24 protein-coding genes and 2 pseudogenes are annotated in these 23,184 nt (G+C 66.2%); 12 read left to right on the forward strand and 14 right to left on the reverse strand.

Features of this window, described 5'->3' with window-relative positions; all coding sequences use genetic code 11:
• Positions 1-5: 5 nt before the first annotated feature.
• The 3 genes and pseudogenes from CFB82_RS33375 to CFB82_RS33385 all read right to left on the reverse strand — a co-directional run bounded on the left by CFB82_RS33375 (position 6) and on the right by CFB82_RS33385 (position 2,754).
• Positions 6-1,481, reverse strand: a complete 1,476-nt coding sequence (locus CFB82_RS33375; RefSeq protein WP_069250408.1) for a flavin monoamine oxidase family protein — start codon at positions 1,479-1,481, stop codon at positions 6-8.
• Between the two features lie 461 nt (positions 1,482-1,942).
• Positions 1,943-2,296 (reverse strand): annotated as a pseudogene (locus tag CFB82_RS33380) (IS21 family transposase); the annotation flags it as partial.
• A 164-nt stretch (positions 2,297-2,460) separates the two neighbouring features.
• The gene (locus CFB82_RS33385; RefSeq protein ID WP_089486748.1) at positions 2,461-2,754 is read right to left on the reverse strand and encodes a hypothetical protein; all 294 of its coding nucleotides are present in this window, start codon (positions 2,752-2,754) and stop codon (positions 2,461-2,463) included.
• A gap of 569 nt (positions 2,755-3,323) precedes the next feature.
• Between CFB82_RS33385 and CFB82_RS33390 the strand changes: the two genes are divergently transcribed.
• Both CFB82_RS33390 and CFB82_RS33395 read left to right on the forward strand, forming a co-directional pair.
• On the forward strand, positions 3,324-3,938 hold the full coding sequence (locus tag CFB82_RS33390; protein ID WP_069250406.1) for a LysE family translocator: 615 nt from the start codon (positions 3,324-3,326) through the stop codon (positions 3,936-3,938).
• 110 nt (positions 3,939-4,048) lie between these two features.
• A complete protein-coding gene (locus CFB82_RS33395; protein ID WP_069250405.1) occupies positions 4,049-4,297 on the forward strand; it encodes a hypothetical protein in 249 nt (82 codons plus the stop codon).
• Between the two features lie 60 nt (positions 4,298-4,357).
• Here the strand turns inward: CFB82_RS33395 and CFB82_RS33400 are convergent, their stop codons facing one another.
• From CFB82_RS33400 to pobA, 7 genes are all read right to left on the reverse strand, one after another.
• A complete protein-coding gene (locus CFB82_RS33400) occupies positions 4,358-5,716 on the reverse strand; it encodes an MFS transporter (protein ID WP_089446782.1) in 1,359 nt (452 codons plus the stop codon).
• Positions 5,717-5,888: 172 nt separating this feature from the next.
• Positions 5,889-6,275, reverse strand: a complete 387-nt coding sequence (gene pcaC, locus CFB82_RS33405) for a 4-carboxymuconolactone decarboxylase (protein WP_034206288.1) — start codon at positions 6,273-6,275, stop codon at positions 5,889-5,891.
• A gap of 10 nt (positions 6,276-6,285) precedes the next feature.
• Complete coding sequence (pcaD, locus tag CFB82_RS33410; RefSeq protein ID WP_039344475.1) at positions 6,286-7,071, reverse strand: 3-oxoadipate enol-lactonase; 786 nt, start codon at positions 7,069-7,071, stop codon at positions 6,286-6,288.
• Positions 7,071-8,444 (reverse strand): 3-carboxy-cis,cis-muconate cycloisomerase, encoded by a 1,374-nt coding sequence (locus CFB82_RS33415; protein ID WP_089486749.1) that lies wholly within the window; start codon positions 8,442-8,444, stop codon positions 7,071-7,073. The genes pcaD and CFB82_RS33415 overlap by 1 nt, the downstream gene beginning before the upstream one ends.
• Before the next feature lie 88 nt (positions 8,445-8,532).
• Complete coding sequence (locus CFB82_RS33420; RefSeq protein WP_069250402.1) at positions 8,533-9,189, reverse strand: CoA transferase subunit B; 657 nt, start codon at positions 9,187-9,189, stop codon at positions 8,533-8,535.
• 19 nt (positions 9,190-9,208) lie between these two features.
• Positions 9,209-9,925, reverse strand: a complete 717-nt coding sequence (locus CFB82_RS33425) for a 3-oxoacid CoA-transferase subunit A (protein ID WP_069250401.1) — start codon at positions 9,923-9,925, stop codon at positions 9,209-9,211.
• A gap of 142 nt (positions 9,926-10,067) precedes the next feature.
• Positions 10,068-11,300, reverse strand: coding sequence for a 4-hydroxybenzoate 3-monooxygenase (gene pobA, locus CFB82_RS33430; RefSeq protein WP_069250400.1), 1,233 nt, complete (start codon positions 11,298-11,300; stop codon positions 10,068-10,070).
• A 116-nt stretch (positions 11,301-11,416) separates the two neighbouring features.
• On the opposite strand from pobA, the gene CFB82_RS33435 reads away from it, so the two are divergent.
• From CFB82_RS33435 to CFB82_RS33445, 3 genes are all read left to right on the forward strand, one after another.
• Positions 11,417-12,343: a LysR family transcriptional regulator gene (locus CFB82_RS33435; RefSeq protein WP_069250399.1), complete on the forward strand. Its 927-nt coding sequence runs from the start codon at positions 11,417-11,419 to the stop codon at positions 12,341-12,343.
• 94 nt (positions 12,344-12,437) lie between these two features.
• Complete coding sequence (gene folE / locus CFB82_RS33440) at positions 12,438-13,070, forward strand: GTP cyclohydrolase I FolE (RefSeq protein WP_069250398.1); 633 nt, start codon at positions 12,438-12,440, stop codon at positions 13,068-13,070.
• Complete coding sequence (locus CFB82_RS33445) at positions 13,070-13,873, forward strand: SDR family oxidoreductase (protein ID WP_069250397.1); 804 nt, start codon at positions 13,070-13,072, stop codon at positions 13,871-13,873. Before folE ends, CFB82_RS33445 begins: the two co-directional genes overlap by 1 nt.
• 38 nt (positions 13,874-13,911) lie before the next feature.
• On the opposite strand, the gene epsC is transcribed toward CFB82_RS33445, so the two are convergent.
• Both epsC and CFB82_RS33455 read right to left on the reverse strand, forming a co-directional pair.
• Positions 13,912-14,832 (reverse strand): serine O-acetyltransferase EpsC, encoded by a 921-nt coding sequence (gene epsC / locus CFB82_RS33450; protein ID WP_069250396.1) that lies wholly within the window; start codon positions 14,830-14,832, stop codon positions 13,912-13,914.
• Between the two features lie 137 nt (positions 14,833-14,969).
• The gene (locus CFB82_RS33455; RefSeq protein ID WP_069250395.1) at positions 14,970-15,203 is read right to left on the reverse strand and encodes a hypothetical protein; all 234 of its coding nucleotides are present in this window, start codon (positions 15,201-15,203) and stop codon (positions 14,970-14,972) included.
• 278 nt (positions 15,204-15,481) lie between these two features.
• On the opposite strand from CFB82_RS33455, the gene CFB82_RS33460 reads away from it, so the two are divergent.
• The 3 genes from CFB82_RS33460 to fnr all read left to right on the forward strand — a co-directional run bounded on the left by CFB82_RS33460 (position 15,482) and on the right by fnr (position 17,780).
• Complete coding sequence (locus CFB82_RS33460) at positions 15,482-15,892, forward strand: DUF3005 domain-containing protein (protein ID WP_069250394.1); 411 nt, start codon at positions 15,482-15,484, stop codon at positions 15,890-15,892.
• 570 nt (positions 15,893-16,462) lie between these two features.
• On the forward strand, positions 16,463-16,930 hold the full coding sequence (locus tag CFB82_RS33465; RefSeq protein ID WP_069250393.1) for a universal stress protein: 468 nt from the start codon (positions 16,463-16,465) through the stop codon (positions 16,928-16,930).
• A 103-nt stretch (positions 16,931-17,033) separates the two neighbouring features.
• Positions 17,034-17,780 (forward strand): fumarate/nitrate reduction transcriptional regulator Fnr, encoded by a 747-nt coding sequence (gene fnr / locus CFB82_RS33470; RefSeq protein WP_069250392.1) that lies wholly within the window; start codon positions 17,034-17,036, stop codon positions 17,778-17,780.
• A 53-nt stretch (positions 17,781-17,833) separates the two neighbouring features.
• On the opposite strand, the gene CFB82_RS33475 is transcribed toward fnr, so the two are convergent.
• Positions 17,834-18,727: a LysR family transcriptional regulator ArgP gene (locus tag CFB82_RS33475; protein ID WP_069250391.1), complete on the reverse strand. Its 894-nt coding sequence runs from the start codon at positions 18,725-18,727 to the stop codon at positions 17,834-17,836.
• A 110-nt stretch (positions 18,728-18,837) separates the two neighbouring features.
• Between CFB82_RS33475 and CFB82_RS33480 the strand changes: the two genes are divergently transcribed.
• The 3 genes and pseudogenes from CFB82_RS33480 to CFB82_RS33495 form a co-directional block, all read left to right on the forward strand.
• Positions 18,838-19,458 carry a LysE/ArgO family amino acid transporter gene (locus CFB82_RS33480; RefSeq protein ID WP_089428680.1) on the forward strand — a complete coding sequence of 207 codons (621 nt, stop codon included), beginning with the start codon at positions 18,838-18,840 and terminating at the stop codon, positions 19,456-19,458.
• Positions 19,459-19,842: 384 nt separating this feature from the next.
• On the forward strand, positions 19,843-20,790 hold the full coding sequence (locus CFB82_RS33490) for an aldo/keto reductase (protein ID WP_089486751.1): 948 nt from the start codon (positions 19,843-19,845) through the stop codon (positions 20,788-20,790).
• A gap of 38 nt (positions 20,791-20,828) precedes the next feature.
• Positions 20,829-21,392 (forward strand): annotated as a pseudogene (locus CFB82_RS33495) (GMC family oxidoreductase); the annotation flags it as partial.
• An 82-nt stretch (positions 21,393-21,474) separates the two neighbouring features.
• On the opposite strand, the gene CFB82_RS33500 reads toward CFB82_RS33495, so the two are convergent.
• Positions 21,475-22,455, reverse strand: a complete 981-nt coding sequence (locus CFB82_RS33500) for a helix-turn-helix domain-containing protein (RefSeq protein WP_089446776.1) — start codon at positions 22,453-22,455, stop codon at positions 21,475-21,477.
• A gap of 178 nt (positions 22,456-22,633) precedes the next feature.
• Between CFB82_RS33500 and CFB82_RS33505 the strand changes: the two genes are divergently transcribed.
• Entirely contained in the window at positions 22,634-23,167 is a 534-nt protein-coding gene (locus CFB82_RS33505) for a 2,4'-dihydroxyacetophenone dioxygenase family protein (RefSeq protein WP_043186175.1), read from the forward strand.
• The last annotated feature ends 17 nt before the right edge of the window (positions 23,168-23,184 follow it).

Raw genomic sequence — 23,184 nt, forward strand, 5'->3', positions numbered from 1 at the left:
GTCTCCTACGCGCGGCGCAGTTTGTTGAGCGCCTGAAGCGCGGCCTGGTGACCCGAGCGGACGGCGCCGTCCATGTAGCCGGCCCAGATGTTCGCGGTCTCGGTGCCCGACCAGATCAGGTTGCCGCACGGCGTGCGCAGCGCGTCGCCGTGTGCGGTCCAGAATCCGGGCGGAATCGCGGAAACGCACGTGATCGTCCACGGGTCGGCGAGCCCCCAGTCACGATCGTGGTACGACACCGGCTGCAGCGCGTCGGCACCCCACGCCTGCGCGTAGAGCTCGGCGAGCATCTGCTTCGCCGCCTGCGGGTCCGACGGCAGCATCGCGTTCTTGACGAACGCGTTGATCACGCCGATCTCGCCGCCGGGCGGCGAATTGTCGTAGGCCCAGAAGATCGGCCCATTGGTCTGGAAGATGTGGCCGTTCAGCCCCTTGTCGCGCCAGAACGGCCGGCGATAGACCATCGCCGTCTTGCGCGCCGGGGAATGCGCGGGCCACGCACGTTGCAGTGCCGCGCGCGGCGCCGGCAGAGGCGGATCGAACTGCATCCGGTGACACAGTGCCGGGTGGAGCGCCATCACGACCTGTCTCGCGCGCACCGTGCCGCGGTCCGTCTGCAGCGTGACGACATCGCGATCCCAGCCGACGATCCGGCGCACCGGTGCCGACAGGCGCACCTTGTCGCCGAGTTGCTGCGCCATCCGAAGGCTGAGGGCCTGCGAGCCGCCGACGAAGCGGGTTTCCTGCGCGCTGTGCTTGATCGAGTCGAGCTGCGCGTAATCGCAATCGGCGGAATTGATCATCGACAGGAAATGCAGCAGCCCCATCTTCGCCGGCGCGACGCCGCCCGACAGCGCGATCGACGCGTTCCAGCCCATCCGGTCTTCGGGTTGGATGCCCTGCTGCGCGAGCCAGTCGCCGACCGACAGCCGGTCGAGCTCGGCCGCCTTCTGCGAGGTCCATGGCGTGGCCGACGGCACGTCGCGCGACAGCCGGCCGAGCTTCGCCGCGACGGCTTCGTCGGTGCCGAGCGTGCCCTGCAGGTCGATCTCGGCGCGCCCGTCGCCGCCGAGAATGACCGTCTTGCCTGCGTAATAGCTCGGGAACGTGCCGACTTCCAGCTCGCGGGCGAGATCCGCGACAGCCGTCTGGCCCGGGCCGATCCACTGGCCGCCAACTTCCGTCACATAGCGGCCGCCCACGTCGTAGTTGAGCGTGCGGCCGCCCACGCGATCGCGCGCCTCGAGCACCGCGAAGGATTCGCAGCCCGCGTAGCGCAGGTCGCGCGCGGCCGTCAGGCCGGCCAGCCCGGCGCCGACGATCGCGACGTCGAGCACGTCGCCCGGTACGGGCGCCGCATCGGCGCTCGCACGCGACGCGCTCATTGCAAGGCCGCCGATCGCGACGGAGGCGCCCGTGGCCTTGAGCCACTGCCTGCGCGACAGGTTGGCCGCGCCGTTGGGGGATGACTTCCTGGACATGATGTCTTTCCGGGTTACAGCCTGAAATGACGCGGGCGGCGGCCGCCTGGGCGGCACGCGCATATCGCACGCGCGGAATCTGACGACTGAACAACCTCAAGCAACTTCCCCTGCCGCCGGCTCGGGCATCGAGCCCGATGCGCGAGCCGGTTCGCGAACACCCGCGCCCGCATGCGGCCGAGCCATCGGTCGCATGGCACTCGACGTTCGCCATTCGCAGTCCTGCCTGTCTCCATGCCGATCGTCCTTTTTCTGATAAGGAATCGTCGATCTTTGTAATTAGTACATGTTGCAAAAGTTAGGTCATGATACATAAAACAGAAACAGAAAAAAAAGACAGGGTATTCCCCTGTCCCGATGACGATCGCAAGGCTCCAGAAAGGTTGCTGCGCGGTATCGCGTTCATGGCGATCGCGTGCGCGGTCCCGCATGCCGCGCATCGGGCAACGCCGCGCGCCGGCAACCTTGTCCACGGCGGTCTTCATGTTGTCGTAGATGCCGCGCCGCGGCACGCCGCCGAACGCGGCGAACGCGCGGGCGTGCGCATCGAACAGCATCTCGTGACTCTGTGTGGGATAGGCGACGAGCCAGAACGCGCGGCTGGAGTTAAGTTTGACGTGGGCGACCTCCAGGCGTCGCCGCAGCCCGCCAATAAAAGCGTATTCGCAGCTCCAGTCAAACTGGAAGGCTTCGCCGGGTTCGAAGGCGAGCGGCACGAAGGCCTGCCTGCGAGGCGCCTCAGCCTGCTCCTCGTGCCAACGCCTCACGAACGCGCTCACCCGGCCGTAGCTGCCGGCGTAACCCTCGGCGCGGATCGACGTCGTCGCTTTGACCCGCACACCCGATGCACTTGATTTGCCACCGGGAGCCGGCTGTAATTTGAGGTGCAATCGCCTGCAAATGCGGAAAGCTCTTCACACGTGCATTGTTCGATAACCGCTGAAGAGCACCCGCATCGTCAATTTGTGGTTGCGGTAGCTTATTCATCTCGCACCCCTGACTCGAGAGCAATGCGCAACGACCCAAGCATCTCAGGTGACAGTTGGTCTTTGTAGTCCGCGTATAACTTGTCCCAAGTCTGATAGCGTGAAGCATCACCGCTCAATGCCGCTCGCGCAATATTTCCCAGAGCTTGGCTCTTGCCGACTCCGTTCTTACCTATGACCACCGCGATGCGTTTTGGAAGCTCGTGTTTGTGTTCGAATCGAAACTCCAGTCGATGTTGATTCTTCCGCCCGTCAAGTTGGAAGCTAACCTCGATGTCGTTGGACATTTCTCCAAATCGTTCAGACTCCAATCCCCTCAAAATAGGACCGGCATGCTACCCGGAATCTTGGATCGAACGTCTCGCTGCTTTTTTTCGTTGTCATCGTTGGATGTTCACAAAAGCCTTGTCACGGGTTAGCTGACTATCATCAGACTGGCACCTTACCATTTTAGAAGCATCGGCCGCCTCACCGCATAACCACCCACACAACGCCCCTCTCATCGCCCTCAATCCCCTTGCCCCTCGCCCCCTTGTCATTTCCATCACTCGCGACGCACTTTTTCACTTCGACTCAGCGATAAATTGCGCATTTCATTTAATTTTAGAATAAAAATCTCATGATCAGCGCAGATTCGTGAATACAATGAAAATTCTCCATTGATATGAATTTTTATTCAAAGACAACTTATTGAGACTGCGGACATCTTTTCTGAGAGACAACAAAACAAGCCCGCAGCCCCATCCCACCACTTCCCCCGTACCGGCATTCGTCAACCAAACTGTACCGGTACTGTACAGAAAACCGTCGCTAAACTGACCTCCATCCCAGTCCAGAACCGAATGGAGAATCCGCGATGGAATTCCTCACCCTCAGCGCGTTGCCCGCCGGCATGCTGTTCGCGCTCGTCACGTCGATCACGCCGGGCCCGAACAACACGATGCTGCTCGCATCCGGCGTCAATTTCGGTTTCCGCCGCACCATGCCGCACCTGTTCGGCATCAGCATCGGCGTCGCGATCCTCATGCTCTGCGTCGGCTTCGGCCTTGGCGAAGCGTTCAAGCGCATGCCGCTGCTGTACACGATCCTCGAAGCCGCGAGCGTCGCGTACCTGCTGTACCTCGCGTGGCGCATCGGCACGTCGGGCGAAGTGAAGGCGCACGGCGGCAAGCCGCGCCCCATGACGTTCATCGAAGCCGCCGCGTTCCAGTGGATCAACCCGAAGGCCTGGATGATGGTGCTGACCGCCGCGACGACGGTCCGCCTGTCCGCCGACTACGGGATGAACGCCGCATGGATGGCCGTCGTGTTCATCCTGATCGGCTTCCCGTGCATCTGCCTGTGGGCCGCTTTCGGCCTCGGCCTGCGCCGCTTCCTGTCGAACCCCCGCGCGCTGCGCATGTTCAACATGACGATGGCCGTGCTGCTGATCCTGTCGCTGTATCCGCTGGTCGCGCACCTGCTGGCATAGTGAGCGCTCACCGCGCGCCCGTTGAGATTCGCCCGATGCAGGCGTACCCTTTTGATACGGGCGCGCGCCGCCGTTTCGCCGGTTGCGCCGCTGCAGCCGGGAGAGTATCGATGAAGCTACTGCTGAGGGCGGGCGAACACATCGAGGGGATGCACTGGATCGCCGAGTATCACCCGCTCACGCACGAGATTCGCGTGCTGCGCGAGGACATCGAGATCGGTATCTACAGCGCGCCGCCGACGATGTTTGGCGAAGAGGAAGACATGGGCGCCGCGAACCTCGCCGATCATCGCAGCCGGGAGGCCGCGCTGCGCGCGTATCTGCGCAACTTCGTGCGGGAACACGACACGGAAGAATAGCCGGCGGCCCGCCGGCCGCCGTATCGGCGGGCCGGCGCATCGCACCGGCCCGCGCTTCGCTCAATGCCCGAGCGATTCGATCTTGCCTGCCGGCTGCGTGACGCCATGCGGCCGCGCCATCTGCTTGATCAGCAGCGCGACACACGCGAGCAAGCCCGCGACGGCGATCGTCGCGAACACGCCCGCGAACGAGAAATGCCGGCGCGTCAGCTCGGCGACGAGAAACGATCCCGCAATCCCGCCGAAGCGGCCGACGCCGAGCATCCACGCGACGCCCGTGCCACGCCCTTCGGTCGGATAGAACGCGGCAGCCAGCGCCGGCATCGACGATTGCGCGGTATTCATCAGCACGCCGGCCACGAACACGACCAGCACGAGCAGCCCGACGTTACCAGCCGCCTGCCCGATCGCATAGACGCTCACCGCGGTCAGCGCGTAGCACACCGCGATCACACGGTTCGCGTTGAAGCGGTCCATCAGCACGCCGCACAGCACTGCGCCGACGCCGCCGAGCGGGAACAGCGCGGAGATCAGCGTCGCGCTCTTCGGCGTCAGGCCGGCATCCTTCAGCAGGATCGGCATCCAGTTGATCGACGCGTAGAAGATCACGAGGCCCATGAAGTACGCGAGCCACAGCATCACCGAGCCGACGATGTACGAGCGCGACAGCACGACGCCGAGGCCCTTGCTGCCGGTCTGCGGCGCGGCTTCGGTCATCGCGAACGAGCCGGCGTTCAGCGCATCGCGCGAGATGCGCGCGAGCGTCGCGCGAACCTTGTCGACAGCGTGGTTGTTGGCGACCATGAAGCGCACCGACTCCGGCATCTTCAGCAGCAACAGCACGCCGAGCAGCAGCGGCGTCACGCCGCCGAGGATCAGCACGCTGCGCCAGCCGAAATGCGGAATCATCCATGCAGCCAGGAAACCGCCGAACGCGGCGCCGAGCGGAAAGCCGCAGAACATCAGGTTGATCACGGTCGCGCGGCGCTTGTCCGGGCAGAACTCGCCCATCATCGTGACCGCGTTCGGCATCGCCGCGCCCAGCCCGACGCCGGTGATGAAACGCAGGATCGTCAGGTGTCCGATGGTCGTCGAGAATGCGGACATCAGGCATGCGACGCCGAACAGGAATACCGAGCCGAGCAGCAGCGAGCGGCGCCCGAGCTTGTCGGACAGCGGGCCCGACACGAGCGCACCGCACGCGAGGCCGAACAGCGCGGCGCTCAGCACCGGTGCGAGATCCGGTTTGGTGAGGTTCCATTCGCCGAGCAGCGACGGCGCGATGAAGCCGATCGCAGCCGTATCGAAGCCGTCGAGCAGCACGATCACGAAACACATGAGGAATACGAGCCATTGAAAACCGCCGAACGGCTGCTCGTTGATGAAGGTCTGGACATCGACCACGGGTGCGCGATTCATCGCAAGTCTCCTGATATATAAGCGACGCGGCCTCGGAACCACGTCTTGCCCTTGTTCGCGCACCAGCCATCCGGTGCGCCGCGCGCCGATGCTCTGCCGGCGCGTTCATTCATCGTCGAGGCCCGCCAACCATCAGCGGGCCCCGACTTCAACATCGCACTACAGCCGGCACTTAACCAGCCGCATCCTGTTCCTTGAAGATCTTGTCCGCGAGATGAAACGCGGAATTCGCGGCCGGCACCCCGCAATAGATCGCGGTCTGCAGCAGCACTTCCTTGATCTCGTCACGCGTCACGCCGTTGTTGCGCGCGGCGCGCAGGTGCAGCGCCAGTTCCTCGCCGCGGTTCAGCGCCACCATCATCGCGATGGTCAGCAGGCTGCGCGTATGGCGCGGCAAGCCGTCGCGCGTCCAGATCTCGCCCCACGCATAGCGCGTGATCAGGTTCTGGAATTCGTCGGTCACCTCGGTGCGGTTCTCGAGCGAACGGTCGACGTGCGCGTCGCCGAGCACCGCGCGACGCACCTTCATCCCTGCTTCATAACGTTCCTGGTCATCCATCGCCGGTGCCTCACGCGGTCAGGAAATCGAGCAGCGCGCGGTTGAAGCCGTCGGTGCACTCGATGTTCGAAATATGCGCGGCGTCGAATTCGACGTGCTGCGCACCCGGAATCGCGGCAGCCAGCGCGCGGCCCTGATCGGGCGGCGTCGACATGTCCTTCGCGCCGGTCACGACGAGCACCGGCAGCGCGATGCCTTTCACTTCTTCGCGCAGGTCGGCCGCGTTCAGCGCGTCGCAGTTCGCCGCGTAGCCGTCCTTGTCGGTATGCACGAAAGTGTCGCGGATCGCGTCGAACAGGCGCGGCTCGCGTTCGACGAACGCGTCGGTGAACCAGCGCGGCAGCACGGCGTCGGCGAGCGCGGCCATCCCTTCGGCACGCGCCTTCTGCGCACGCGGCGCCCACACTTCCGGCGAGCCGATCTTCGCGGCGGTGTTCGACAGCACCGCGCGAACGATGCGCGACGGGAAGCGTGCGGCCAGCGCAGCCCCCGTCAGCCCGCCCATCGAGATCCCGCAGAAATGCGCGCGTGCGATGCCGACGTGGTCGAGCAGGCCGATCACGTCGCCGGCGAGCTGCTCGATCGTGTACGAACCGGCCGGCGCGTCGGAATGGCCGTGGCCGCGCGTGTCGTAGCGCAGGATGTTGAAGTGCTGCGTGAGCGGGCGGATCTGCGGCGCCCACATCTGCAGGTCGGCACCGAGCGAGTTCGAGAAGACGAGCCACGGCGCGTCGTCGCGCGCGGCACGGTCGATCCGGTAATGCAGTTTCACGCCGTTGACAGTGGCGAAAGGCATCAATGTTCTCCTGGTGATTGCGCGCCCGCATGCAGCGCGAGCACGGCGTCGACGTAGGCCTGCGCCTCGCCGACGTATTGAGCGGGATCGAGCAGCCGCGCGAGCGCGTCGCGCGACAGATGCGCCGACACGGTCGCATCGGCGGCGAGCACGTCGAACAGCGTCGCGCCCGTGCGCACGGCTTCCTTCGACGCCTGTTCGACGACGTGATGCGCGTCGAGCCGGCCGATCTTGTCGCCGAGCGCGAGCATCACCGCTTCGCCGAGAATCAGCCCGCGCGTCAGGTCGAGGTTCGCGGCCAGGCGTTCGGTGTTCACGTCGAGGCCCGCGACGATCTGCGCGATCTGCGCCAGCGCGCCGCCGGTCAGGCGCGCGAGATCGGGCAACGCATCCCACTCGGCCTGCCAGCCGCCGAGCGCGCGTTCGTGTTCCTGGACCATGCCCGCGAACACGGTCGCGACGAGGTTCGGCGCACGTACGGCAGCCGTCAGCACGGCTGCGCAGCCGACCGGGTTGCGCTTGTGCGGCATCGTCGACGAGCCGCCCTTGCCGGCGGCGGCCGGCTCGCCGAGCTCGCCGACTTCGGTCTGCATCTGCAGCGACACGTCGCGCGCGATCTTGCCGAGCGTGCCCGTCAGCATCCCGAAGCAGGACGCGGCTTCCGCAATGCGGTCGCGCTGCGTGTGCCACGGCACGGCCGGCGCCGCGAGCTTCAGGTCCGCCGCCAACGCGGCCGTGACGCCGGCCGCCTGCTCGCGCAGGCTCGCGAGCGTGCCGGCCGCACCGCCGAACTGCAGCACGAGCGCACGCTCGCGCAATTCGGCGAAGCGCGCGCGATGGCGCAGCAGCGCATCGAGCCATTGCGCGAATTTCAGGCCGAGCGTAATCGGCAGCGCCTGCTGCAGCCATGTGCGGCCGATCATCGGCGTCGCGCGATGCGTGCGCGCGAGCGCCGCGAGCGATGCGCAGGCTTCGTCGAGCATCGGCTCGAGCACATCGAGCGTGTCGCGCAACTGCAGCACGGTGGCGGTATCGATGATGTCCTGGCTCGTCGCGCCCCAGTGCACGAACTTCGCGGCCTCGGGATCGTCGGCCTTCACCTGCGCGGTGAGCTGCTTGACGAGCGGAATCGCGAGATTGCCGCCGAGCGCCGCACCGTGCGCGAGCGCGTCGGCGTCGAGCCGGCTGGCGTCGCATGCGCGTTCGATCGGCGCGACCGCAGCGGCGGGAATCACCTGCTGCGCGGCGAGCGCACGCGCGAGCGCGGCCTCGACGTCGAGCATCCGCTGGATCGTCTCGCGGGGCGACCAGATCCGGTTGAGCGGCTCGGCGCCGCAGATGAGGGAGGTCAGGCGGGCGCTGTCTTCGAGCATGGCATCAGATTGGGGAAACGGCGTGCGCCTATTGTCCACCCAAGCGTGCCGGCATGCGCGCAAGCGCACGCGCCGGCACGCTCGGGGTTCAGGCAGCGGCCTTTTGCGTCGCGTCGATCAGCGGCACGCCGGTCAGCTTCTGCAGTTCGTCGAACGACAGGTCGGTGAAGATCTCGCTCACCGCGAGGCCGTCGGCCATCACGTCGAGCACGGCGAGATCCGTATAGATGCGGCTCACGCACTGCACGCCGGTGACCGGATACGAGCACTGCGCGACGATCTTGCTCTCGCCCTGCTTCGTCAGGTGCTCCATCATCACGAACACCTGCTTCGCGCCGATCGCGAGGTCCATCGCGCCGCCGACCGCCGGAATCGCATCGGGCGCACCCGTATGCCAGTTCGCAAGGTCGCCGGTCGCGGATACCTGGAACGCGCCGAGCACGCAGTAGTCGAGGTGGCCGCCGCGCATCATCGCGAACGAATCCGCGTGGTGGAAATACGCGCCGCCGGTGAGCAGCGTCACGTGCTGCTTGCCGGCATTGATCAGTTCGTCGTCTTCCTCGCCGGGCGCGGGCGCGGGGCCCATGCCGAGCAGGCCGTTCTCGCTGTGCAGGAAGATTTCCTTGCTCGGGTCGAGGTGGTTCGCCACCAGCGTCGGCACGCCGATACCGAGGTTCACGTACGCGCCTTCGGGGATGTCCTGGGCGACGCGCTTGGCCATTTCATCGCGGGTCAGTCGTTTCATGTCGAATTCCTCGAGGCAGTCAGGCGGCTTGGGACGTGGCGTGTTCGGCGGCCAGCTCGGCCGCGTGCGCGGCCTGCGGCACCTCGACGACGCGCTGGACGAAAATGCCCGGCGTCACGATGTGTTCCGGGTTCAGCGCGCCGAGCGGCACGACTTCCGACACCTGCACGATAGCGACCTTCGCGGCGCTGGCCATGATCGGCCCGAAGTTGCGTGCCGTCTTGCGATACACGAGATTGCCCCAGCGGTCGCCCTTGTACGCCTTCACGAGCGCGAAATCGGCGTGGATCGGCGTCTCGAACACATACGGCTTGCCGTCGATCACGCGCGTTTCCTTGCCTTCCGCGAGCTTGGTGCCGTAACCCGTCGGCGTGAAGAAGCCGCCGATGCCGGCGCCCGCCGCGCGGATGCGCTCCGCGAGGTTGCCCTGCGGCACGAGCTCCAGCTCGATCTCGCCCGCGCGGTACAGTCCGTCGAATATCTGCGAGTCGCTCTGGCGCGGGAACGAGCAGATGATCTTGCGCACCTGCTTCGCCTTCAGCAGCGCCGCGAGGCCCGTCTCGCCGTTACCCGCGTTGTTGTTGACGATCGTCAGGTCGCGCGCGCCCTGTTCGATCAGCGCGTCGATCAGCTCGGACGGCATGCCTGCCGTGCCGAAGCCGCCGATCATGATTGTCGCGCCGTCGTGGATGTCGGCCACCGCCGACTGAAGCGATTCGAAAATCTTGTTGACCATGTCTCTTCCTGATACGAACCCGCGGCTCGATGCGCGGCCTGTCGAGGGGACACGCGCGTGCCGCGTGCCGCGCCGGGGCCGATGTCGATCCCTGTTTTGTTCGCTATTCGAACCTAGATTCGATTAGCGAACGATGGGCCGATCATAGAGTCGCGCAGAGCGCGTTGTCAAGGCGGGTTGCCTCGGGGGCCGCTGCGTCGTCGAACGGCAAGCCGACGTAGTTTTCGGCGAGCGCCTGCGCGGCGGCCCGCGAGCGCGTCACGTATTTGAGCTCGGCAAACTTCAGGCGATTGACGAACGGCGAGTCTTCCGGCGACGAATGCAGCATGTTCGTCATGAAGTATGAGAAGTGCTCGGCGCGCCACACGCGCTCGAGGCAGGTCGCGGAATACGTGTCGAGCAGCGTCGCGTCGCCGTTGCGGTAGCGTGCACCGAGCGCGCGGGACAGTGCGCGGACGTCGGCCACCGCCAGGTTCATCCCCTTCGCGCCGGTCGGCGGCACGATATGCGCGGCGTCGCCGGCGAGGAACAGGCGCCCGTGCTGCATCGTCTCGGACACGAAGCTGCGCATCGGCGTCACGCTTTTCTGCGTGATCCGGCCCTCGGTCGGCGTCCAGCCCGTGTCGTTCGAGAAGCGCGTGTGCAATTCGTCCCAGATCCGCGTGTCGGACCATTCGGTGAGGTCTTCGTCGGGCTTGCACTGCAGGTACAGGCGCGTGACCGTCGGCGAGCGCATCGAGAACAGCGCGAAACCGTTGTCGTGATGCGCGTAGACGAGCTCGTCGAGCGACGGCGCCGCGTCGGCGAGGATGCCGAGCCACGCGAACGGATAGACGCGCTCGAACGTGTTCAGTCGTTCCGCCGGAATCGTCTGGCGCGCGATGCCATGGAAGCCGTCGCAACCGGCGATGTAGTCGCAGTCGATGCGGTCCTCGCGGCCGTCGGCGTGCTTGAACGTGACGAACGGGTGCTCGCCCTCGACGTCGTGCAGCGCGACGTCGCTCACTTCGAAGTGCATCGCGTGGCCATGCTCGACGCCGGCCGCGATCAGGTCGCGCACCACCTCGTGCTGGCTGTAGACGGTGATCGCGCGCCCGCCGGTCAGCTCCGACAGGTCGATGCGGTGGCGCTGGCCCGAGAACAGCAGTTCGATACCGTGATGTTCGAGCCCTTCGCGGCGCATCCGGTCGCCGAGGCCGGCTTCGTTCAGCGTGTCGACCGTGCCCTGCTCCAGCACGCCGGCGCGGATGCGGTTCTCGCAGTATTCGCGCGAACGCGCTTCGACGAGGATGGAATCGACGCCTTGCAGGCGCAGCAGATGAGAAAGCAAAAGGCCGGACGGGCCGGCGCCGATGATGGCGACCTGGGTGCGCATTGTTCGTCTCCTGAACATTGGTTCGAGTAATGGAACACATTTGAGCGCTTTCCCGACTATGCGGCAACGCGATTCAGGAGATATGTTGTATACGTTTTGACGATACTGGCCCGGCGATGGATGCGCTCGATCTGAACCTCATTCCCTACCTCGTCGCGCTCGACGACACGCGCAACGTGAGCCGCGCGGGCGACCTGCTCGGCGTCAGCCAGCCGCGCGTGAGCACCGCGCTCGGCCGCCTGCGCGAGTACTTCGGCGATCCGCTGTTCGTGCGCACGTCGCGCGGGATGGAGCCGACGCCGCGTGCGCTCGCGCTGCTGCCGGCCGCCCGCGACGCGCTCGCGCAGATCGAGCGCGGCCTCGTCGCGCCGCACGATTTCGACCCGGCCGCGAGCACGCACACGTTCTCGATCGCGCTGTCGGACGTCGGCGAGATCGTGTTCCTGCCGAAGCTGCTGCAGGCGTTCGCGACGCGCGCGCCGCACGCGAACCTGCGCTCGGTCTCGCTCGCGCACGACGAAGTCGGCCGTGGCCTCGAAGCCGGTTCGATCGATCTCGCGGTGGGCTACTTCCCGGATCTCGACGGCAACAACTTCTTCCAGCAGCGCTTGTTCACGCACCGGTTCGTGTGCCTGATGCGGCGCGGCCATCCGTTCGAGCAGGCGCCGCCGTTCACGGTCGAGCAATTCCTCACGTGCGGGCACGCGGTGGTGCGGGCCGAAGGCCGCAGCCAGGAAGTGCTCGAGAAATATCTCGCGAAGCAGCGCATGCAACGCCGCGCGGTGCTCGAGACACCGCACTTCATGAGCCTGCCGTTCATCCTGAGCCGCACGGACCTGATCGCGACGGTCCCGCATGCGATCGGCTACGCCTATGCGGCCGAGCATGCGTTCATCGTGCCGGTCGAGCCGCCGCTGGCGCTGCCGCGCTTCGACCTGAAGCAGCACTGGCATCGCAAATATCACAACGATCCGCGCACCGCGTGGCTGCGCGGCGTCGTCGCGTCGCTGTTCAACGACGAGCAGGACGAATGGCCGAAGTGAAGTGAGTGCCGGGCCGCACACGCGCCCCGCGAAAGCATGAAACAATGCCCGGATTCCGCGCCGCCCCGGCGGCGGCATTCAATGGAGCAGATAGATGGCTAAAAAGAAGTCCGCGCGGCCCGAGCCGGCCGCATCCCGCCCGAGCCGTGAAGAAGCGGAAGACGCCGTTCGCGTGCTGTTGCGCTGGGCCGGCGACGATCCCGCGCGCGAAGGCCTGATCGACACGCCCGCACGTGTCGTGCGCGCCTATGAGCAGTTCTTCGCCGGCTATGCGCTGGAGCCGCGCGACATCCTCGCGCGCACGTTCAGCGAAGTTGACGGCTACGACGAAATGATCGTGCTGAAGGACATCCGCTTCGAGAGCTACTGCGAGCACCACATGGTGCCGATCATCGGCCGCGCGCACGTCGCCTATCTGCCGAACCATCGCGTGGTCGGCATCTCGAAGCTCGCGCGCCTCGTCGACGCGTTCGCGAAGCGCCTGCAGATCCAGGAAAAGATGACCGTCCAGATCGCCGACACGCTGTTCGACGTACTGGAGCCGAAGGGCGTCGGCGTGATCCTCGAAGCCGCGCACCAGTGCATCTCGACGCGCGGCGTGCACAAGCCGGGCGTCGAGATGGTCACGTCGCGCATGCTCGGCTCGTTCCGCACCGATCCGTCGACGCGGCGCGAATTCCTGTCGATCGTCGCGAATCCGTCTTCAGTGAACCTGACGAATACGTAATGGAGCAGACGAAGCAAGCGGCGCACGCGCCCGTCGTGCTCGTGACCGGCGCCGCGCGCCGGGCCGGGCGCGCGTTCGCCGAGTATTTCGCCGCGCACGGCTATCGCACCGCGGTGCATTACGACCGGTCAGCCGATGCCGCGCAGGCAACGTCCCGTGCGATCGCCGACCGCGGGCACGATTCGGTAGCACTGCAGGCCGACCTGTCGGATGCCGCGCAGATCACCGCGCTGATCGACCAGGTGTATGCGCGTTTCGGGCGCCTCGACGTGCTCGTCAACAACGCATCGGTGTTCTGGCAGGACCATTTCCCGAGCTTCGACCTCGCGGCGTTCGACCAGGCGTGGGCCGTCAACTGCCGCGCGCCGATCCTGCTCACGCGCGCGTTCTACGAACGGGCTCGCGCGGCCGGCGCGCAGGGTGTCGTCGTGAATGTGGTCGATCAGAAGATCAAGGAAAACTTTCACCGCGACCATTTCAGCTATACGGTCGCGAAGGCCGCGCTCGGCAACCTCACGCAGATGCTCGCGCTGTCGTCCGCGCCGGTGCTGCGCGTGAATGCGGTGTTCCCCGGGCTGATGCTGCCGAGCGACGACCAGACGCAAGCCGACTTCGAACACGCGAGCCGCGCATCGACGCCGCTCGCGCGCATCGCGGGCCCCGACGATGTCGCGAGCGCGATCCTGATGCTGACGGGCAACGCGTACAACGGCGTGGATTTCGTCGTCGATGCGGGGCAGAACCTGATCCGCGTCGACCAGGACGTGCTGTACAAGCACCGCGCGCCCGACGGCAAGCACTGACCGGTGCGCGCCGAGGCAGCCGTCGGCCGCGCGCCGCGTTACGGCTTGTCGGCGCTGCCGCCTTCGCGAACCTTGCCCTGCGCGACGCTCGTGCCGGGCGGCACGCTGTGCGTGAGCCACACGTTACCGCCGATCACCGAGCCGCGCCCGATCGTCACGCGGCCGAGAATCGTCGCGCCCGCGTAGATCACCACGTCGTCCTCGACGATCGGGTGCCGCGCATTGCCCTTGACCAGCGCACCGTCGCCATCGGCGGGGAAGCTCTTCGCGCCGAGCGTGACGGCCTGGTACACGCGCACGCGCTCGCCGATGATCGCCGTCTCGCCGATCACGACGCCCGTGCCGTGGTCGATGAAGAAGCTCGGGCCGATCTGCGCGCCCGGGTGGATGTCGATGCCGGTAGCCGAGTGGGCGATTTCATTGATGAATCGCGCCAGCAGCGGCACGCCCAGCCGGTGCAGCGCGTGCGCGAGCCGGTGATGCATCATCGCCAGCACGCCGGGGTAGCACAGCAGGATCTCGGTGATGTGCTGCGCGGCCGGATCGCCGGCATACGCGGCCTGGATATCGCTGACGAGCAGCGCGCGGACCGCCGGCAACTGCCGGCCGAATTCGCGCGCGATTTCGAACGCGCGTTCGTCGAGCTCCGCGAACGGCGTATCGGCATGCTCGGGCAGGAACGGCAGCGCGCGGCGGATCTGTTCGGACAGAATGCGCAGCGTGCTCTCGAGCGTGTGGCCGACGTAGAAGTCGACGCTTTCGTCGGTCAGATCGGGGGCGCCGTAGTGCGTCGGAAACATCGACGCGCGCAGGCCGGTCACAATCTTGCAGATCGCATCGCGCGACGGCAGTTCGCGAATGCCGCGTGGATGGCGCGTGCGATGGAGTTCCTCGCGCGACTCGCGCAAGCCGGCAACGATTTCTTCAAGGCCCCACTGACGGGCGGGTGATGTCGACATATGCCATTGCAGGCGGCCGCGCTCGGTCGCACGGCCGCTAATAAAGTGACGGGTTCCGCAAGATTACCGCGTTTTCCGTCCGGGAGCGGCACGCCGGGGATCGGCCGGACGGCCGACGGCACTGGATCGCGACGGCGTCAGATCGTGATGCTGCTCGCGTCGATCCATCGCACGGCCCAGTCGCGCGCGTGCGCGATCGCGTCGCTTTCGTCGTTGAACTGGAGCTCGATCGGGAAAAATCGGTTCGCAACGAGTTCCCCGTCGCTCGATCGGGAGATCACGACATAGGGTTTGAACGAACCGTCACTGGTACGCGCGGGCGCGCAGTTCAACAGATAACCGCGGTGCGTGAAGGCAGTAGTCGCTTGCATGAATCCGCCACCTCTAGTCCCTTGCTTTGTTGTTCACTACCCGTCTTTAAGGGTGCTGCGGCCCCCCGGCGCGGGCAGAGGCGGCGCGACCGAATCCCCTGTCGCCGCTTCGCAGGAAAAGAATCATACTCTGTAGAAAACGGGTCTTCTAGCTGAAATAAATCATGACAAATCAGTGCGCGTCGCGCGACCGCGGCGATCGCCCGCGCGCCTTTTCCCGTCACACCCGGAACGGGATTTGCTTCGATCCGGAACGCTTCGCCGCGAGGAGAGCCGCGATGGAATCATCCGATCAAACCGATCGTTCGCGTCCGCGCAGCATCGAGCTCGACAACGACGACACGCACGACAGCACGGTCGACACCGACGGCAAGAACCGAGAGGCGTCGCGCCTTGCCGGCGGCGGACCGATCTCGCCCGACGAAATCACGCGCAGCAACGCGTCGCTCGTCAATGCGATGCCGGAAGCCGGCGACGGCTTCGCCGGTTTCGACAGCCGCCCCGGCGGCAATCATCCGGCGTTCGCGCTGCGTGCCGGCTACATGGTGATCGAGAAGGGCTTCGACGCGCCGCCACCCATGAGCGACGCGCTGTTCGGCCCCGTCCACCGGATGTACGGCAGCACGTACTGGCCCGGCCATCAGCGTCGGCCGGAGCGCGTCTTCGAGCTGACGGCCGTGCCGAGATAGCCGGCGCGGCGTTTGAATCGATCGTTCGATTGCGAACCGGTATCGGCCGACAGCCGATGGCCGGGGATCGGCATACGCGATCGTGTGCCGATCCTGCACCGGCAACCGCACGATGCACGAACGAACGATTCCACGCAGCGGCACCGGCAGTGCCATGCACGCCGTGAATTGCGCTGACGCACATGCGTTGATCGAGGTCATGTCGAAACGCCGCGGTTGCGATTGAATGGCGATGCGGGCAATGCATCCGCGTGACCGTCGTGCCGTGTCGATGCGATCGGCGTGCGCGTGTGCGTGCGCCACGCGCGACGCCGATGCGCGCGCATGCCTTCCCGTCGACGATGCAGACAACAGCGACCACCACGTCGCACGACACGCGTCGCGCGTCCCAGCATGCGCCAGATGCATGCCAGTGCGCCGCGGAAACGGAAGCGGCGCCGCCGCGCGGCACGACCGGCACCTCACTGCAAAGTCCCGGTCATTGGTTTACTCTGCCTCGCAGCCTTGCGCATTGCCCAGCCCGATCGGCCATCCGGCCGACTTCGTTTCAACCCGCCACTCGGAGACACTATGTACAAGCGTATTCTGGTTGCCGTCGACGGCAGCGACACGTCCCGCCATGCGTTCGATGCCGCACTGGCGCTCGCGAAATCGCACGGTGCCGAGCTGCAACCGTTCTACGTCGTCGAGAACGCCGCGATCTACTACAACGTGCCCGGCTACGATCCATCCGTGCTGCGCGATCAGCTCGTCGCGCAGGGCAACGCACTCGCGAAGGATTTCACCGCGCTGATGCAGGCAGCGGGCGTGAAAGGCGAGACGAAGCTGGGCGAAGCGACGTCGCTCAACGACGTGTCGTCACTGATCCTCGACGGCGCGAAAGCGTTCGGTGCCGATCTCATCGTGCTCGGCACGCACGGCCGCCGCGGGTTCCGCCGTCTCGTGCTCGGCAGCATCGCCGAGCAATGCGTGCGCCACGCGACGCTGCCCGTGCTGCTGATTCCGGCGGCCGCCAACGTCGACGAACCGGCCGCGTGAGCAGCGTTCGGCATGCGCGCGCAGTCGCGACGTTTTGTCACCCGACAGCGCCAAGTTGCGGTGGGACAATGATTCCGTCGATTCAACGCCGGAGTAAACGATCATGCTGACGCCCGTCGCCACACGTCCCGCCGCCACGCCTCATGCCGGTAGCTGGGCTCCTCGCCAGGCCGCGCACTGCTCGTCGTGCGCAATGCGGCACCTGTGCATGCCGCAGGGCCTGGCGCCCGAGGCGCTCAGTCGCCTCGAGTCGGTCATCTGCGCGGCGCGCCCCGTCAAGCGCGGCGAAGCGCTGTTCCGCGAAGGCGACGCATTCGACAACCTGTACGCCGTGCGCTCGGGTTCATTGAAAACCATCGCGACGCGCCACGACGGCCGCGAGCAGGTCACCGGCCTGCATCTCGCCGGCGAAGCGCTCGGCCTCGACGGCATCTGCGACGACACGCATCCGCGCACCGCGGTCGCGCTGGAAGACAGCTCGGTCTGCGTGATTCCGTACAGCGCGCTCAAGACGCTCTGCTCGGAAGCCGGTTCGATGCAGCTGCGCATGCACAAGCTGATGAGCGAACAGATCGTGCGCGAAACGTCGCAAACGATGCTGCTCGGTTCGCTGAATGCCGAAGAACGTGTCGCCGCATTCCTGCTCGACGTCTCGTCGCGCTACCTGAAGCGCGGTTACTCGCCGTCGGAATTCAACCTGCGGATGACGCGCGAAGACATCGGCAGCTACCTCGGCATGACGCTCGAAACGGTCAGCCGCACGCTGTCGAAATTCCAGAAGCGCGGCCTGATCGAAATGCAGGGCCGCCACGTCCAGATCGTCGATTTCGACGGTTTGCATCACGTCTGATGTGATGCCGCACGGCGCGCGCCTCTCGCGCGCCGCCTGCGTCACGCGATCGGTCAATCGAGAAACAGCGCGGCGCGCGCCTTCAGCGCCGCGCTGAAATCGTCGAGCCAGCCGATCGACAAACGCCAGCTCTGCCAGTAAAGGTCGATGTCGATCGTTCGCCCGCGCGACATGTCGACCAGTTCACCCGCCGCCAGCTGGCGGTCGACCATCCGGTCCGGACACATCCCCCATCCCAAGCCCGTTTCGCACGCACGCAGGTAGCCCGCGACGTGCGGTATCCAGTGCTGCGGCGGATCGAGATCCGCGCGCGTCACGCGCCGGATGAAACGCGCCTGCAGCCCGTCCTTCGGATTGAACATCACGCACGGTGCGCGGCGCAGCGCATCGCGCGTAATGCCCGCGTCGAAGTAGCGTTCGTAAAACGCCGGCGAGCACACCGCGCGATAGCGGATGCGCCCGAGCCGCTCCGACCGGCACCCCTGGATCGGCTCCGCCTGCGCGGTCACCGCGCCCTGCACGCTGCCGTCGCGAATGCGCGACGCGGTGTAATCCTGGTCGTCGATCACGAGGTCGAGCAACGTCTCGCGCTCCGTGCAGAACGGCCCGACCGCGTCGATGAACCACGTCGCGACGCTGTCGTCGTTGACGGCCACGCGCAACGTCGGCCACGCGCTCGCGATCTGGCCCGGCAACGCTGGCATCCGGCCCCCCAGTTCGGCCTCGAGCAGTTGCACGCGCTCGGTATGCCGGCACAGCAGCGCCCCCGACGTCGTCGCGACGCACGGCTGCCCGCGCTTGACGAGCACGCTGCCGACCCGCTCCTCCAGCAGTTTCACGCGCTGCGACACGGCCGACGCCGTGACGTTCAGTTCCTTGGCCGCCCGCTCGAACGAGCCGTGCCGGATCACGGCCGCGAGGGCATCGAGCAACGCGTAGTCGAGCATTAGATTTCCTTAATCCGCATTAGGTGATTTAGCTTCTCTTATTTTCAGGCTGACCGCAGACTAGCGCTACCCGATTCATCCGTCCACTGCTTCCACTGTTGTCACCCACCATGAACTGGCTCGCTTTTTCCCACGGCGCCGTACTCTGCGGATCGCTCATCGTCACCATCGGCGCGCAGAACGCATTCGTGCTGCGGCAGGGCATCATGCGCTCGCACGTCGGCAAGATCGTGCTGCTGTGCGCACTGTCCGACATGATCCTGATCGGCGCGGGCGTCGGCGGCGCATCGGTGCTCGTCGAACGCTATCCGACCTTCGTCCACGCGGTGCTGTACCTCGGCCTCGCGTATCTCGCGTGGTTCGGCATCAACGCGCTGCGCCGCGCGTTCAAGCCGGGCCACGAAACGCTCGACGTGCGCGGCGACGCGGTCGCGCCGCCGCCGCAGAGCGGCCTCGCGATCGTGCTGATGACGCTCGCGTTCACGTGGCTCAACCCGCACGTGTATCTCGACACGTTCCTGCTGATCGGCACGGCCGGCGCACGCGAGCCGGAAGGCGCGCGGCTCGCGTTCGCGATCGGCGCGATGTCGGTCAGCGTCGTGTGGTTCCTCGGGCTCGGCTACGGTGCGCGGCTGCTGGCACCGTGGTTCCGCAAGGCCATGGCGTGGCGCGTGCTGGATGGCGCGATCGGCAGCATGGTGCTGTTTCTCGCGGCGGTGCAGTTGCGCTGACCGGTTCACCGTCGCACGGGCGGCCGCTCGCCGCCCGTCGTCCCGCCCGCTCCGGTGCCACGCTGGAGCATCCCTTCCCGCCCTTCCACCCGCTCCCGCCCACGCGCGGTTCCGCGCCCCGCCGCGCCAACCGCAACAAAAATCGGTTCCTGATCGAACGCAGCCACGCGAAGCACTCACGCAACGGACGGGGTGTCCGTCAACTGCGTCAAACCGCCTGCCATCGCGACGGCGCGCCGCCTGCACGAATCGGAGCGATCGGCGAGAATGTCCAGCGTCCCGCGACAACGGCGTGACCGCACCGCGAACCCCGTCGTCTCGCCGTGATCGTTGCGGCCCATCCCGCAGTTCCATTCCGTCACCCCGCAGATATCGGAGCAGAACATGGCACTACGCACTCTCGGCACGTCGAACATCCAGGTTTCGCCGCTCGCGTTCGGCGGCAACGTCTTCGGCTGGACCGTCGACGAGAACACGTCGTTCGCGCTGCTCGACGCGCTCGCCGACACCGGCATCAACTTCATCGACACGGCCGACGTCTATTCGGCCTGGGTACCCGGCAACCATGGCGGCGAATCGGAAACGATCATCGGCAAATGGCTCAAGCGTACCGGCAAACGCGAGCAGGTCGTGATCGCGACCAAGGTCGGGCTGCTGGGCGCGCGCGCGGGGCTGACCCGCGACAACATCCTGAAAGCCGCCGACGATTCGCTGCGCCGCCTCCAGACCGACTACATCGACCTGTATTTCTCGCATCGCGACCTCGCCGATACGGCCCCGCTCGAAGAAACGCTCGGCGCCTATCAAACGCTGATCGACACGGGCAAGGTGCGCATCATCGGCGCATCGAACTACAGCGGCGCACGCCTGCGCGAAGCCGCCGACATCAGCCAGCGCGACGGCCTGCCCGCGTACCAGGTCATCCAGCCCGAATACAACCTGCTGGACCGCGCCGACTACGAGCGCGATCTCGAACCGGTCGTGCGCGACCTGAAGCTCGGTGTCGTCAACTACTATGCGCTCGCGAGCGGCTTCCTGTCGGGCAAGTACCGCAGCGAGGCCGACCTGAAGAAGAGCGTGCGCGGCGATCGCGTCGCCGGGTATCTCAATGAACGCGGGCTGCGCATTCTCGCCACGCTCGATGCGGTGGCCGAGAAGCACGGCACGCAGCCGGCCGCGATCGCACTCGCGTGGCAGATCGCGCGGCCGACGATCACCGCACCGATCGCGAGCGCGACGTCGCTGGCGCAGCTGGCATCGCTCGGCGAAGCGATCCGGGTTCAGCTCGATCAGGATGACATTCGCCGGATCGACGAAGCCAGCGCGGGCTGAAGTCGCTGGTAGCAGGCCGGTCGATCGGATCGCACGTCGTCGTCGAATCCGGCGCGTTCGTCGACACCACCGGCAGCGGCCGCCCGGACATTCAGTTCCACGTGCTGCCGACGCTCGTCGGCGACGTCGATCGCGAACCGCTGCCCGGCCATGGCCTGTCGATCAACCCGTGCCTGCTCAGGCCGCGCTCGCGCGGCTCGGTGCGACTGCGCGGCAACGATCCGGCCGCGCCGATGCTGTTCGACAGCGGCGCGCTGTCCGACCCGGCCGATGTCGACGGCCTCGTGCGCGGCGTCGCGCTCGCGCGGCAGATCATCCGCGCGCCGTCGCTCGCGCGCATCGTACGCGAAGCCGAGACGTTGACCGATACGGCACTCGCCGACTACGTGCGGCACCGCGCGAAAACCGTCTATCACCCGGCCGGCACCTGCCGCATGGGCAACGACGAGCAGGCGGTCGTCACGCCGCGACTCGCGGTGCAAGGTGTCGACGGATTGCGGATCTGCGATGCATCGGTGATGCCGCGCATTGTGTCCGGCAACACGAACGCGCCGACGATCATGATCGCGGAGCGCTGTGCGGAGTTCATGCTGACGGAATAACGCAACGCCGCACGCAGGCGCTTTCGTTCACGACAATAAAAAACGGCGCGTGAGACACGCGCCGCCACATCAACTGCCGGAATCAGCCCCTGTCCGCCCGCGCCGCGTCGCGCAGCGCCATCGGCGACGCGCCATAGCGATCTCGAATCGCACGGCTGAAGTGCGCCTGGCTCGAAAAGCCCCAGCGAAACGCGATTTCGCCGACGCTCGTCTTGCGCAGCCGCGCATCGGTCAGCTCGCGATGCGCATGCGACAGCCGCTCCGACCAGATGTGCTGCGTGATCGACTCGCCTTCGGCCGCAAAGAGCCGGCTCAGATGCCGCAGCGACAGCCCGACCGCGTCGGCGACGGCCTGGGGCCCGAGCTCCGGGTCGCCGAGATGCGTCGCGACGTACTGCTTCGCGGTCAGCAGATACGACAGCGACGCACGCGACGCGCCTGCACCGTTCACCTCCGCATCGATGAGTTCGGCGATTAGCGTGCGCGTGTGTTCGGCGAACCGCGCAGCGTCACGCTCGACCGGATCCTTCATGAAGCGCACGACGCTCGCGCGCAAGGTCGTGCCGAGCATCGCGCCCGCGCCGGGTTTCGGCGCGATCCGCAGCGGCAGCGCCGCCAGTTCCGCATCGAGCCGGTCGTCGAACGTCGTGATCGGAATATCGATCAGCAGCTGCCGCATCGGCGTCAGGAATCCGAACAGATAAGGGACGCGCGTGTCGTAGACGACGACATCGCCGGCGTCCGCGAGCAGGCAACGATCCCGCTGGATGAAATACGCACGCCCGCTCAGGATCTGGCACGCGAACAACGACTCCTTCGGCAACTGGCGCACCAGCGCGGGGCTGCGCTCGATCACGTGATCCTGGCCGCTGATGTCCGCGATGCCGAGGCCCGGCAGTGCGATATCGGTCTTCTCGACCTCAAGCCCGGCCGGCGACAGCGACGAGCAGCGCAGCCCGACCAGCGTCGCCGCATTGAACGCATCCCAGTACGCCATCCTGTCGCGCGCCGGCACGTCGGCCGTCGAGCCTCGCGTGCGGGAAAAAACGGTCGTATTCGTCACGTCGCCTCCTGCTGGCGCCTGTCGTGCGGAGCAGCACGGATTGGGGGATGGTTCGTCCGGAATTTGTTGCGATGCAATGTCCGGCGCGATCAAGCAATGCGTCCAGCCCAGTCAAGAGCGGCGCGCACCGGCTGGCTAAAGTCGAGCCCACGACACCCCCTATACCAGGAGACAAACCGTGGTCGACAAAGCCGTAGCCGAATTCTGGCAAAACATTCCGCCGATTGCCAATCCGTTCAAGCCCGATGCACTGCCCGAAGCGTACATCGCGAACGCGGCCACCGACGACGAGCGCTATTACGTTCCGTTCACCGAAACGGTTTCGTCGCGGCCGCTGTGGATCTCGCCGTCGCAGAACAAATGGTGCGACATCCTGATGGCCAAGGAAGCAGGGCTCGTGAACCGGCACTATCACCCGCACGAGGTGTTTGCTTACACGCTGTCGGGCAAGTGGGGTTATCTGGAGCACGAATGGACCGCGACGCGCGGCGATTTCGTGTACGAAACACCGGGCGAAGGCCACACGCTCGTCGCGTTCGATCACCCGGAGCCGATGCGCGCGTTCTTCATCGTCAAGGGGCCGCTGATCTGGCTCGACGAAGCAGGCAATCCCGACGGCTACTTCGACGTGCATTCGTACATCGCGATGTGCAAGGCGCATTACGAGAAGGTCGGCCTCGGCGCGCAAGCGATCGAGAAGCTGTTCCGCTGACGCGCGGCGAGGCTCAC

Source organism: Burkholderia sp. HI2714 (assembly GCF_002223085.1).
GTDB lineage: Bacteria > Pseudomonadota > Gammaproteobacteria > Burkholderiales > Burkholderiaceae > Burkholderia > Burkholderia lata_D.

Excerpts from the sequence above, each read along its gene's own strand:
- CFB82_RS33445 (WP_069250397.1), top strand. The coding sequence starts at position 13,070 with ATGGAGCAGACGAAGCAAGCGGCGCACGCGCCCGTCGTGCTCGTGACC.
- CFB82_RS33390 (WP_069250406.1), top strand. The coding sequence starts at position 3,324 with ATGGAATTCCTCACCCTCAGCGCGTTGCCCGCCGGCATGCTGTTCGCG.
- CFB82_RS33460 (WP_069250394.1), top strand. The coding sequence starts at position 15,482 with ATGGAATCATCCGATCAAACCGATCGTTCGCGTCCGCGCAGCATCGAG.
- pobA (WP_069250400.1), bottom strand. The coding sequence starts at position 11,300 with ATGCGCACCCAGGTCGCCATCATCGGCGCCGGCCCGTCCGGCCTTTTG.
- CFB82_RS33415 (WP_089486749.1), bottom strand. The coding sequence starts at position 8,444 with ATGCTCGAAGACAGCGCCCGCCTGACCTCCCTCATCTGCGGCGCCGAG.
- CFB82_RS33465 (WP_069250393.1), top strand. The coding sequence starts at position 16,463 with ATGTACAAGCGTATTCTGGTTGCCGTCGACGGCAGCGACACGTCCCGC.
- pcaD (WP_039344475.1), bottom strand. The coding sequence starts at position 7,071 with ATGCCTTTCGCCACTGTCAACGGCGTGAAACTGCATTACCGGATCGAC.
- CFB82_RS33420 (WP_069250402.1), bottom strand. The coding sequence starts at position 9,189 with ATGAAACGACTGACCCGCGATGAAATGGCCAAGCGCGTCGCCCAGGAC.
- CFB82_RS33425 (WP_069250401.1), bottom strand. The coding sequence starts at position 9,925 with ATGGTCAACAAGATTTTCGAATCGCTTCAGTCGGCGGTGGCCGACATC.
- CFB82_RS33400 (WP_089446782.1), bottom strand. The coding sequence starts at position 5,716 with ATGAATCGCGCACCCGTGGTCGATGTCCAGACCTTCATCAACGAGCAG.
- fnr (WP_069250392.1), top strand. The coding sequence starts at position 17,034 with ATGCTGACGCCCGTCGCCACACGTCCCGCCGCCACGCCTCATGCCGGT.
- pcaC (WP_034206288.1), bottom strand. The coding sequence starts at position 6,275 with ATGGATGACCAGGAACGTTATGAAGCAGGGATGAAGGTGCGTCGCGCG.
- CFB82_RS33395 (WP_069250405.1), top strand. The coding sequence starts at position 4,049 with ATGAAGCTACTGCTGAGGGCGGGCGAACACATCGAGGGGATGCACTGG.
- CFB82_RS33455 (WP_069250395.1), bottom strand. The coding sequence starts at position 15,203 with ATGCAAGCGACTACTGCCTTCACGCACCGCGGTTATCTGTTGAACTGC.
- CFB82_RS33490 (WP_089486751.1), top strand. The coding sequence starts at position 19,843 with ATGGCACTACGCACTCTCGGCACGTCGAACATCCAGGTTTCGCCGCTC.
- CFB82_RS33475 (WP_069250391.1), bottom strand. The coding sequence starts at position 18,727 with ATGCTCGACTACGCGTTGCTCGATGCCCTCGCGGCCGTGATCCGGCAC.
- CFB82_RS33480 (WP_089428680.1), top strand. The coding sequence starts at position 18,838 with ATGAACTGGCTCGCTTTTTCCCACGGCGCCGTACTCTGCGGATCGCTC.
- epsC (WP_069250396.1), bottom strand. The coding sequence starts at position 14,832 with ATGTCGACATCACCCGCCCGTCAGTGGGGCCTTGAAGAAATCGTTGCC.
- CFB82_RS33385 (WP_089486748.1), bottom strand. The coding sequence starts at position 2,754 with ATGTCCAACGACATCGAGGTTAGCTTCCAACTTGACGGGCGGAAGAAT.
- CFB82_RS33375 (WP_069250408.1), bottom strand. The coding sequence starts at position 1,481 with ATGTCCAGGAAGTCATCCCCCAACGGCGCGGCCAACCTGTCGCGCAGG.
- CFB82_RS33435 (WP_069250399.1), top strand. The coding sequence starts at position 11,417 with ATGGATGCGCTCGATCTGAACCTCATTCCCTACCTCGTCGCGCTCGAC.
- folE (WP_069250398.1), top strand. The coding sequence starts at position 12,438 with ATGGCTAAAAAGAAGTCCGCGCGGCCCGAGCCGGCCGCATCCCGCCCG.